The 12828-nt window shown below is 42.8% G+C and carries 3 protein-coding genes; all 3 read right to left on the bottom strand.

Annotated features, from left to right (window positions below):
• Positions 1–5: 5 nt before the first annotated feature.
• Genes R2S10_RS06145 through R2S10_RS06135 form a run of 3 tightly spaced genes read right to left on the bottom strand, consistent with a single transcriptional unit; the run spans position 6 to position 12655 of the window.
• On the bottom strand, positions 6–731 hold the full coding sequence (locus R2S10_RS06145; protein WP_316839565.1) for a 4'-phosphopantetheinyl transferase family protein: 726 nt from the start codon (positions 729–731) through the stop codon (positions 6–8).
• Positions 731–5956, bottom strand: coding sequence for a non-ribosomal peptide synthetase (locus R2S10_RS06140; protein WP_316839564.1), 5226 nt, complete (start codon positions 5954–5956; stop codon positions 731–733). The genes R2S10_RS06145 and R2S10_RS06140 overlap by 1 nt, the downstream gene beginning before the upstream one ends.
• A gap of 12 nt (positions 5957–5968) precedes the next feature.
• Positions 5969–12655, bottom strand: coding sequence for a polyketide synthase (locus tag R2S10_RS06135; RefSeq protein WP_316839563.1), 6687 nt, complete (start codon positions 12653–12655; stop codon positions 5969–5971).
• Positions 12656–12828 lie beyond the last annotated feature (173 nt).

The following is a 12828-nucleotide window of genomic DNA, read 5'->3' as shown; positions in this document are numbered from 1 at the left end:
TCCTTCTATAGGAAAGATAGGCCGGTAGTAGATAAATCCCAGAATTTAATCTTCTTACTGTCTACAGGAACTGCCGTAGTCAGTAAATAGGTTTCCGTTGCAAAATAGCTATTGATATGGTAGTTTAAACCTGCTCTTAAAACGGTAGCAGTGTTTGTTGGTACATCCTGAAGTTGCTCAACAATCCCTTCTCCAGTTGCTTTTACGATGGCTTCTTTTCTGGTCCATAATAAGTAAAATGTTAGGATAGGAAGGGCAGCATTTTCTACCATTACTTTCTCTTGTTCAGAAAAACAAAGGTCCATCACCTCCTTGTATTGAAAGTAAGGATCTATGTATTCAATGTCAACACCGATATTTCTGGCGCTGAAAGCGATCGTAATCAAATCCTTAGAATGGCTGACATTAAAACATAAGCCATCAATTGCAGGCTTCTTATTGTCTTTCAAATGAAACACCAGTTCAGCAGCAGGGATATCCCTAAAATGAGCGAGGAGTTTTCTCAGGAAGTATTTTCTTACAGTATAGTTTTCCCTGCTCTGTTGGTGCAGAAATCGGACTGCCTTAGCCAATTCTTCAGTAGAAAGAATATCTTCCGGAACTATCTTTTTAAAGTAATCGCTCGCTTTGATCTTAAAAACATGGACAAAATCGTTAATAGAAAGCACTTGTCCATCGTAAGTCTGCCAGTGGATAGGGCCATTCAGCAAGGTATCTGTGCTTGTTTCCATTAGATATTGTTTAAAGCAGCCTGTAAAATTCTTGCAAATTCTTCATTATTTGGTGGATAAAGGAAGGTCTCATGGTCGCCGGGAACATGATGATGCACTATGCCTTTGCCTGCATATTTTGCCCAGCCAAGATTACGGTTGTCATCCAGGAAATACAACCTTTTCTTCACGGTAAACAAACTGATTTTCACCTCTTGTGGAACCATGCTATAATGGTTGTGTGCCAGATCGTAATTTCTATAAATCTCTTTTTCATAAGGACTGAAATGCAAGGTGTAATCTTCCCCCATAGGTAGGGTCGAGCCGCCCATCCGACGCTTGATCATTAGCCATTGATAACGTAAGGTTTCTCCGGGACGATGGAAAAAGGAATTAATGAAGAAAGGGATTTTGTGGAATTGCCGCTTAATCTTGTTCAGTAGTTTCGCTGATTTAGTAACGGAACTGCCTACATCTCCAGCATAAGTATCCAGAATGCCTAAAAACTTAACTTCCTTACCCATGCTTGTCAGCTGTTTAGCCATCTCATAAACAATGAAACCACCCAGTGAATAACCCGATAAATAATAAGGACCTTCCGAATGGACTTTTAAAATTTCGGAAACATAAACTGCTGCAATATCTTCAATATTATCAAAAAGCTCAGTTTCCTGGTTTAAGCCTAAAGCTTGCAGGCCATAAAGCGGCTGTTCTTCATCCAGATATTTACTTATGGATTGAAATACCAATACATTTAATCCGCCACCATGAACCATAAACAGTGGATGCTTTGAACCTGTTGTTTTAATCGGTACCAGCGCCTGCCATTGTGTTTCCTGCTCTGCTGGACTGAGTTTTCTGGCCAGCTTTTGAATATTTGCATTTTCAAAAAGCGTAGCGAGTGGTAACCTTTTTCCCGTTTCTTTCTCAATGGCGGCCATCACTTTTACAGCCAGCAGGGAGTGCCCGCCTAGTTCAAAAAAGTCGGCAGTGGTATCCATATACTCCAAACCCAGTACCGCCGACCAGATGTCAAAGATCAGTTGCTCATTTTTATTTTGCGGCAACTCCCTCGATTGCCATTGGTTTTCCGATTTTGGCTGCGGTTTAGGGAGCGCTTTCTTATCTATTTTATGGTTAGGTGTGAGTGGGAAAGCCTTTAGCGCGATAAAATCAGTTGGAACCATATACTCCGGAAGATGGCGGGCCAGGACTTCCTTCCATTCCGCTATTGTTTTTTTAGAGAGAAACAGTTCATTTGTCGAAATTGGTGTTTTCGCAAAATCTAATGGATTGGCATTTTCGAAATCTATATCCGGGCCTGCAGGAATGATTAGCTCCAATCCCTCTTTAATGAAGATCACATCATACTTGCCATCTGTACCGTCAGTACTCCAACGGATATGGGTTTTATAACCCAGTTGAGGACCTAATTCCCAAAATTCATCTGGGTAAATGCCTGCTTCCAGCTGGTTTAACTGTTCTTTGATGTCGCCAACCAGCGCAGTAGAGGCCGCCGATTTCATCCATTCTAATAAGGTATAATCTTTAGCCGTTCTGGCATTGAATACGCCAGTGATGGCGATACAATCTGCTTTTTCTTCGGCTAATACTGCCTCAACTGCTGCCATACTGTTGAGCTGATCCCAATCCAGACTTAAGTACGGCTGGATGGTTTTGTGCTTAGAATTTACATAGATCCATACATCATAATGATATTTAGTAGTTTCATTTATTGAAGAGCCTCTTCTCAATTGTAGTTCTACACCAGAAATTTCCGGCATTAACTTCGGCAACAAGTAGAAAAATGAGGGATCAGCAACAAACTCATCTTCGATTCTTACCCGGTTGCTCACCACTTCCTGAAAATCAGGGAGCGTGCTACTGTCTTTTGCATTGGGAAGGTAATCCATGGCATGGTACATGGCGAGGCTATTTTTGCCCTGCATGTCACCAATAAATAAGCAACCGCCTTTTTTTAAACGTTGTACCGCAGAACTGATCACTTTAAGAAAGTAAGCAGTATCCGGGAAATATTGAGCCACACTATGGATCAGAATCAAATCGAAAGATGAACCATTAATGCCGCTGAAATCATCAGCCGCATTGGCCATTGTTTTTACATGGGGCCATTTTTCAGGATGGGCATCTAATCGTTGTTGTAGTTTTTGAATCGCTGTTTCTGCGTAATCAGTAGCGATATAGGACTTGCTAAAAGGGGCGAGTTCAAACATCAGCTGACCACCACCACTACCTATTTCTAAAATATCTGTTGCCTGTAATGCCTTAATCCTTGTTGCAGATACCTCCAGCCATTCCGCGGCCTGTTCTACCAGGCTCTCGCTATTTTTCCATTGCTCCAGTAAAATCCCATCAATCTTTTGATCAGACTCCGCTTTTCCTGCAGCGGACTGTGCTGCCATATCATAAATCGTGTCCCATCTGTCTTTCCAGGATGGCGTCTCATTTTTAGTCGCCAGCGTTTCCGGGATTACATAAGCAACAAGTCGTTGCTCGCCCAATTGATCTGCTCTGGCCAATACCACTGCTTGTTTTACGGCTTCCAGTTCCGTGATCGCGTTTTCAATCTCGCCAAGTTCGATCCGATGACCACGGATTTTCACCTGTTGGTCAGATCTTCCCAGGCAAATGATTTCGCCATCTTCAGTAAATTTTCCCAGATCTCCGGTTTTGTAGAGCCTGCTGTCTGCTTTTCCACTGAAGGGATCTTTAATGAATTTCTCTCTGGTTAGTTCCGGCTGATTGAGGTAGCCTTGGGCTAAGCCTTCGCCACCAATTAAAATTTCTCCGATATTTCCTGGAGGCACCAATTGTCCATTCTCATTAACCAAATAAATACTGGTATTGAAAATCGGCCTGCCAATCGTGATCAGTTCATCTTCTTTTTTAATCTCTTTTATAGTCGACCAAATTGTGGTTTCCGTAGGACCGTACATATTCCATAAAGAAGAGCAACGCAATAAAAGTGCAGTAGCAAGATCTTTAGGAAGTCCTTCTCCACCACATAATACCTTTAGTGGGATAGCACTGGTCCAACCAGATTCTATCATCATTCTCCAGGTAGAAGGTGTGGCCTGCATGATCGTGATGTCTTTTTCCTGAATTAGGTCTAATAATAAACGTCCGTCTCTGGCACTTTCTGTATCACATAAAACCAGTTCTGCTCCGCTTAGAAGCGGTAGGTACAACTCTAATCCGGCGATATCAAATGAAATGGTCGTAATGGCTAATAAACGATCGGAAGGATCAATTCCCGGTGCAGCTTGCATACTCAGCAGGAAGTTCAACAGATTGCCATGTGTGATCTTTACGCCTTTAGGCTTTCCTGTTGATCCGGAGGTATATAATATGTATGCTAAATTACTACCAGAAAGAGGAATCAAAGGGATGTTAGTCGGACAATGCTCCAGTTTGGGCCAAATCTCTTCTATAACTAATTCAACAGCTTTACTCTGGTACTTGCCTTGATGTGCATGGGAAACCAATAACACTTTCGCATGGGAATCTTCCAGCATATATACAATACGGTCATGCGGAAAATCCGGATCTAAGGGGAGGTATACCCCACCAGCTTTAAGAATCCCCAATAGGCTGATTACCATTTCTATAGAGCGGTCGGTTGCCAGCGCAACAATATCGCCGGTTTTGATTCCTTGATCCAATAGGTAAGCGGCAAATTGATGTACACGTTCCAGAAGTTCCAGATAGTTCAGCTGTTCTTTTTTAAAACTGACCGCTGGCTCATCGGGAAACTGTAAAGCCCTCTTTTCAATCAACTGCAATAAAAGAGCATTTTTATCAAATTCAACTTCAGTTTGATTCCATTGTTTCAATTGATTCAGCCATGCTTCCGAATTCGCCTGACTGTGTGTTTGTATAGTTTTCGAAGGACCTGCAATCAGGTTTTTCAAAAGCTGTTCAAAGTCCCGGGCCATTTTCTCCAGACCAGCATGGCTAAAAAGCTGGGTATTGTAAGTCCATTCTAAAGTTAGTCCGTGTTTAGAGTTGGTGGCATTCAGAAATAATTCAAAAGTCTCGTAGGCCCTTGGATTGGAAATCAACTCATAATTCAACCGATCAAATGATACAGAATTGTCCATTCCCATATCAATATTGAAAACAACGGGAACAAGGGGAATCCTGGCAGGGTCTCTTTTCAGATTTAATGCTTTGACCAATTGTCCAAATGTGAATTTTTGATGATCATAAGCATCAAAGAAAGCTTTTTTTCGTTGCTGCAAGTATTCACTGAATGATAGTTCAGGTTCAATTCTTGTTTTTAAAGGGAGTAGGTTTACGCAATGGCCAACCAGTCCGAATTTCTCTGTTGCAGCTTGTCCGGCAGCAGGCAGTCCGACTACCAGTTCCTGTTGATGGGTTTGCAGGTATAGAAATATTTCAAATGCGCTTAGCAAAGTATTGACCAGACTTGCCCCTGAAGATGCGCCGGTTTTTTTCAACTGGCTCACCATTTCCGTAGAAAGATGCAGGTCAAACCTCGCGGCTTTATAAGTTCTAAGTGCCGGTCTTGGAAAATCTGTAGGAAGTTCGAGAACTGGTACACCATCCCGGTACATCTCCAACCAGTAATTGAGTGTTTCCCGGTATTCCGGACTTTGCTCAAAAGCCATCATCTCTGTCGCAAAATCGCTGATCTGAGGCGCAGGCGTTAAGCTCAATGAATTCCCCTCAACTTTGGCATTATAGATTTTGCTCAGGTCTTCCAGAAATACTCCGGTAGACCAACCATCACTGATGACGTGGTGCTTAACAATGGTAAAGAAATAATGGGTGTCACTAAGTTTATGTAGAAATAACCGCAATAAAGGACCTTCCTGTAAATCAAAAGCCTTTTGCATTTCCTGATGAATAAAGGCCTTTAACTTTTCTTTTTGATCAGTTTCCTCCGAAATATCATGAACAGCAAGCGGAATATCCAATGATTTATAGACAATCAGCGTTTCCCCGTTTGGACTCACAGTAGCACGTAAGGCATCATGTCTAAAGACAACCTCTTGTAATGCAGCTTTGAAATGATCCAAATGAAATTCACCCTTAAGGTCTAAAGAAACAGACTCGTTGTAAGCGAGATTTGCCGCAACTTCTCCAATCATACATGATAACCAGATTTCTTTCTGTGGCTCATTCATGTATACGATTTTCGAAATTACCTTTGTTTCTTCAAAGGGGTTAAAATCAACGGGTGTAAAAGTATGTGGAGACATTAAGTTTCTTGTTTAATTTACCTGAAGGTATTTTCCTGGATCTTTTTCATCTTCAATAAACCAGGCTGGATTACCATCTTTATCTTTCCCCAATCTGGCATTTGGTATCGGCGGACTATTAAATATATCCTTTTTTAGGGAGATTTTCTCTTCCTCCACTGGATGATGATAAACAGGGATGAAATCGACAGCCTTTAACTCTGTTAAACAGTGCTCAAAGGTGTTAATGATCTTGTCTATGTCGTCCTGGCTATGTGCCGTGGTGAGGAAGCAAGAGAAACCTTCCAAAATATGGATGCCTTTTAACCTCATTAAGGTAAAGAACAACTCCGTATAGGCATAATCGTGTAAAAACTTAACGCGCCATAAAGAACCAAACTGGGCAATAACCATCGGTACTTCCAGTTTTTTGATGATCTGGTTCAAGGTATCCGCAATGTATTTTGTTTTTTCATTTAAGTCCGATTGTAAGCCCGGCCCCTGTTCCTTCATATAGGTTAAAGAAGCCTTGGCAGTAGCAAGCGCCAAAGGATGACGCACAAAAGTCCCTGCAAAATAGGTGACCCCGATTTCCGGAACAGAATCATCACCATATTGCCAGAAACCACCATCCAGCGCATCCATAAACTTCCTTTTTCCGGCAATAATCCCAATAGAAATTCCTGCACCGGCAACTTTCCCATAAGTACCTAAATCGGCTTTAATATCGAAGAGACCTTGTGTGCCTCGAGGGTGGAAACGGAAACCCGAAATCACCTCATCAAAAATCAATGCTGTTCCCGACTGTTCCGTAACTGCTCTTAATTCTTTCAAAAATGCAATTGGCTGGAACTCCGGTCTGCGGCTCTGAACAGGTTCTACCAATACTGCAGCAAGTTCATGCGCACGTTCTTTGATGATCCTAAGGGATTCTTCTGTCCCATAATCCAGAATCAACATATTTTGTACGGCTTCTGGCATAATCCCCGGCGCCGCTGGGAAGGACTTCAATTTCTTGCTGCCCCTCACAATCACTTCATCAACAATTCCATGGTAAGAGCCGGTAAAGGCCACAATTAAGGAGCGGCCGGTTACCGTACGGGCAATTCGCATAGCACCTAAAACGGCTTCAGAACCTGTATTACACAATGCAGAACGGTCGAAATCAGTGAACTCACAGATCAGTTTACTCACTTCTCCGGCAAGCTCATGCTGCGGACCGATTTCATAACCCTTTTCAATTTGCTCCAATAAGGCGTTTTTGATGACATCAGGTTGATAACCCAACATATTTGAGCCAAATCCGTTTAAGGCATCGATGTACTCATTTCCGTCCAGATCCCAGAACTTACTGCCCTTGGATTTATTGATCACAATGGAGTAAACCAGTTCTTTTGTGGCCGGTTTAAATCCGGAAACTACCCTTGGATCGGCCATATGTGCTCTGTTCTCCTGAGTATAAGTCTTGCTGGACTTTGTTTTATCTGTATATCTGGCGGTCAAATCGTCCAGATATTGTTGTTGTGCCGGGTTTAATGCCGCAGATTGCTTTTCTATTTTGGGACTGGCGCCAAAAGGTTTTTTAATTTCCAGCAGTTCTTCCGGTGTTAGGTCAGGTGTTTTTCCATTTGATAACACCTCCGCATTTCGAGAAGAATGGCTCGCCTCCAGTGGCGGCGGCGGAGGAGTTACCTGTACTTGAACTGTTTGTACCGGTATCGGTTGTCCCCCTTGCAATAAAGCAACCTGTTGGGCTAAAAGTTGTATTTGCTGACTGATCAGTTCAATTGCTGCACCGGTATGCTGCGCAGGGTATCCCAGACCAGGATGGTAATTGCCATTCACAGCAGTTGGGGTCGATATAGCTGCTGAATGAGCTGGAGCTGAGTTGGAAGCTACAGGAGCTGCTACTTCTGCAGGAAGTTGCTGATCCAGATAATTTGCCAGCGATTTTAGATTATTAAACTCTTCATTTAACTGGCGAAAGGTAATCGGTACATTGAAACTTTTCTTTAGGGCAATAGCGATCTGCGTTAACAACAGGGAATCCAGGCCCATTTCTATAAAGCTGATTTCTGCAGTAGCATCCTGCATATCTATTCCTGAAGTGTTTTCCAGAATGTCTTTGATCTGACTGATTAGGGATTGCTTTCTCATTACTGGTGTTGGTTGTTGTAGAGTGGTTGAAATTACTGGCGCTTCCATATAAACAGGAGCTGCAAAAAGGGCCGTTGAAACAGGTGGCTCAACCCAATATTTTGTTTTGTTAAAGGCGTAAGTAGGCAGGTTGGTCAACTTAACGCGTTTTTCATTTTTGTAAAAGGTGGCCCATTTGACTGGATATCCATTTGACCATAAAGCTCCATAAGCTCTCAAAATGCTATGGTAAGCAGTTTCATTGTCTTTCGGCATTTCCAGGGAACTCAGGATCAGGTTGTTTTTTCCTTCTGGCTGCTGACGTAAAAACGTAGCCGTGGCATTACCAGGCCCCATTTCAATAAATGCTTTGCCATGGTTTTCGGAGAGTAACAGCGCTGCAGCTTCATCAAACCGTACCGTAGAACGGAGGTGATTTGCCCAGTATGCTGGATCTATAGCCTCCTCATCTGTTATTTTTCTTCCTTTAACAGTAGAGTAAATCGGCAGGGAAGGAGCATTAAATTTAAGTTTTAACAGTTCCTTTGTGAAAGGCTCCAGTACAGGATCCATCATATAAGAATGGAAAGCATGACTGGTATGTAAAAGCCTGTTGGCGATTTCTTTTTCATTTAATAGATCACTAAATGAAGCGATAGCTTCATAAGTTCCTGCCAGCACACAAAGATCAGGAGAGTTGATGGCTGCAATAGCCACATTTTCCGGAAGCATAGCCTTTAATACTTCTGCTTTTTCACGAACAGAAAGCATACTTCCTCCCGGAAGTTCGCTCATCAGTTTTCCGCGTGTAGCAATGATATTTAAAGCGTCTTGTAAACCAAGGATCCCTGCAAAATGTGCAGCTACGAATTCTCCAATGCTATGACCGATGAAAGCAGAAGGATGGATTCCCCAGCTCATCCAGAGTTTAGCCAAGGAATAACCCATCATGAATAAAGCCGGTTGACTATATCTCGTGTTTTTTAAGCGCTCCTCCGCTGCTTCATTGATTTCTTGAGGATAAATCACCTCTAATAGGCTTTCCTGTAAGTGAGGGAGTAATAAGGTATTACATTCGTCCATCGCCTTGCGAAACACGGGCTCATGTTCGTACAATGCTTTTCCCATACCCGGAAATTGTGCGCCTTGTCCGGGGAAAGTAAATACTGTTTCCCTAATGATTCCAGGGTTTTTCTTCGTTTGCGCAGGCGGTAAATTGCTCCCTTTTTGTAATTCAGTTTTAAGTGATGCGAGATCTGATGCCAATACAAACCTCCGGAAAGGAAAAGTTTGTCTGAATTGGTTTAAAGTGTACGCGAGATCAGGAATCCCTACAGCTGTTTCGTCTTCGAGAAAGGCCGCAAGTTTTTCGCCATATTGATTTAAACTTTGTTCGTTTTTAGCCGACCAGCTGATCAGTTGTAAAGGACGGGATGCCTCCACCGGTTTAGTAGACTGAAATTCAGTTAAAGCCGGATTTGAGTAGGATTCCAGAATAATGTGGACATTTGTACCTCCAACGCCAAAGGAACTGACTCCCGCCAGACGATGATCACCCTTCCAGTCTTTTAATTGTGTGTTTACGATAAAAGGACTGTTTTCAAAGTCAATATTTGGGTTTGGTTTTTCATAATTGATATTTGCTGGAATCTGCTGATGGTGCATTGCCAGACTGGCTTTGATCAGCCCGGTCACCCCTGCAGCACAGGTGAGGTGTCCGAAATTGCTTTTTACTGATCCTATGGCACAATATTGATTCTTCTCCTGCTGTCCAAAGGCGAGGTTTAATCCTTCAATTTCTATGGGATCACCTAAAGGTGTAGCAGTGCCATGGGTTTCTATATAGCTGATCTGGGCAGGATCGACTCCCGCATCATCAATCGCCATTCGAATTGCTGCGGCCTGACCTTCTGCACTTGGTGCGGTGAAACTGCCTTTTCCAGCACCATCATTGCTGATGCCTATCCCTTTGATGACCGCATAAATCTCGTCGCCATCTCTTAAGGCTGCAGCTTTATTTTTCAATAAAACGACTCCGGCACCGTCACTAAACACCGTGCCTTCTGCAGCAGCATCAAATGGCCTGCAATGGCCATCATTGCTCAGCATTGCACCTTCTTCATAGAGGTGACCAACATTTACAGGGGCATTTATAGTGGCTCCACCCGCAAGCGCCATCTCACATTGTCCACTTCTAATGCTCTGTACGGCCTGTGCGATGGCCAAAAGCGAAGTAGAACAAGCGGATTGAACATTTACCGCCGGACCATTTAAATTGAGTGTATAAGCGGTTCTGGTGGCTACATAGTCTTTATCATTAACTGTTATGACCTGGAATTTGCCGACATTTTCGATCAGATCCGGATTTGGTAATACATTATTCGCATAATAGGTATTGACGCGGACGCCGGCAAAAATGCCGGTCGGGCCTTCGTTATTCCCGGCAGCATAGCCTGTTTTTTCCAGTACCTGCCAGGCAATCTCTAAAAAGATGCGCTGTTGCGGATCCATCAGCTCTGCCAGTTTTGGCGTGATGCCAAAGAAAGCAGCATCAAAACCCTTTACTTCTTCTATAATGCCCCTTGCTTTCACATAATCTGGATGGTTCCTGATTGCTGCCGGAACACTTGGGTCCAGCTCTTCTTCCCTAAAGAAGGTCGTGCTTTCTTTTCCTGCCTTCAATAATTCCCATAATTCCTTTACTGAATCTGCACCCGGAAAACGACCACTCATACCAATGATCGCAACTTCCGAGCCCTCATTTTGCGTTCTGAGCTTAGTTTTAAAGGTTTTAACTGCTTCCTTACCATCCAGAAAAGCAGCAAGCTCTTTAACTCTTGGGAATTGATAGATTTTAGTGACCAGCAAATGCAGGCCATGGCGGGTTTTTAATAAGGCTATAGATTTTTGAGCGAGTAAGGAATTTCCGCCCAGCTCAAAAAAGTTATCTTCAATACCCACTCTGCTGACCCCAAGGACCTCTTTCCAGATGGCAGATAGGTTGTTTTCTGTTTCGTAATTAGGTGCTTCATAACTGTTGGTCAGAAGAGTTGCCGCATCCGGATCTGGTAAAGCTTTTTTATCCACTTTTCCATTCGGACTAAATGGTAGGGCCTCTAGCTGTACAATCAGCTGTGGCACCATATAAAGGGGTAATTTGCTTTCTAAATAACTGATCAGGGTTTTCTTATCATAGTTTTCCTGAATCACCACATAGGCGACCAGCCTTTTGTCTCCAAGCTGATTTTCCCGGACTAAAATTACCCCCTGCTTAATGCCTGGTGCAGTTTGAAGGATGCTCTCAATCTCTCCCAGCTCGATTCTATAGCCGCGGATTTTCACCTGGTCATCAATTCTACCCAGGTATTCGATCTCTCCATCTTCTCTTTTTTTACCAAGATCACCGGTCAGGTATAAACGCGCTTCCGGGGCATCACTAAAGAAATCTTTAACAAAGCGCTCCGAAGTAAGGTCTGGGCGGTTTAAATAGCCTCGCGCTAAACCAGTTCCGCCAATATAGATTTCTCCGGCTTCGTTGATTGCGCTTTCCTGAAACTCTGAATTCAGGATGTATACTTTTGCATCGGTAAAGGGCTTGCCAATAGGGATGGTATGGTCGTAAACGGTGTTTTTATTGACCAAATGCAGGAGTTTTCCAATCGTGGTCTCAGTTGGACCGTAGTGGTTAACAATTTTACAGGTATTTGAAGGTGGACGGTTAATCTCTTTGACCATACTGGCACTCAGTGCCTCGCCGCCAAATATCAATAGTTGCTGAGGCATTAAATCCAGGCCGTCCAGTGCTAGCGATTTCCAATGAGAGGGAACTATTTTCAGGCAGTCTATCGCATGATCCCTGAAATATGGGTGGATATATTCCGCAGTATTAAAGTTTTCCTTGCTAAATAAGTGTAAGGTGCCACCAAGCGCCAATGAACTAAAGATAACGGTGTTTCCTAGGTCGGTAGCCATGCTTGCACCCACCGCATAGTTTTTACAGGCAGATAATGGTAAATGAGCAGCCAGACCAAGAATATAATCTGTTAAGGAATGGTGTTCAATCATGACGCCTTTAGGTAAACCAGTAGAGCCGGAAGTGTAAATGACATAGGCCAGCTGATCCGCTGAAACCGAAAGGTTTGGAGCAGTATCTGGTAATCCTTCCAGGATGCTCCAGTCCTGATCCGCCAGAACAATTTGTAATCCTGCAGCTGCAGATAGGAAAGGTAAAGATTGTAAATCGGTGATGACCAGGGAAGCACCACTGTCCTGAACCATATATTTCATGCGTGCTACCGGAAAATCTGCATCTACGGGAACGTAAGCAGCCCCGGATTTTAGAATACCCAAAATGCTGATCAGCATATTTTTAGGATCATTCATGCAAATAGGTACCAATGTCTCTTTTTGTATTCCCTTACTGATTAAATAATGGGCAAGCTGGTTTGTAATGCGATCTAATTCCTGGTAGCTAAGGGCATGCTCTTCAAATACTACAGCAGTTTGATAGGCTGCTATTCTGACTTGTTCTGTAAATAAATCCAGCATCGTATTTCTATCCGAAAAATGGGAGAGGTTATTCATAGCGATTGAGGTTTAATCTCTTATTATGTTTAGATATGGAGCAAAAAACAGGCTTATTTTTTTGAAATGATAATGATCAATGGAAATCAAGCAGTTTGTCATAATCAAAAATAGTAAAATAGCCGGTTTATTTCTACGTAAATAAATGCAATTTGGGAACCTTTATCGAAGAT

Source organism: Pedobacter gandavensis (assembly GCF_032678745.1).
GTDB classification, from domain to species: domain Bacteria; phylum Bacteroidota; class Bacteroidia; order Sphingobacteriales; family Sphingobacteriaceae; genus Pedobacter; species Pedobacter gandavensis_C.
Note: the sequence above shows the minus strand (reverse complement) of the source record. Positions and strands in the feature narration are given on the sequence as shown.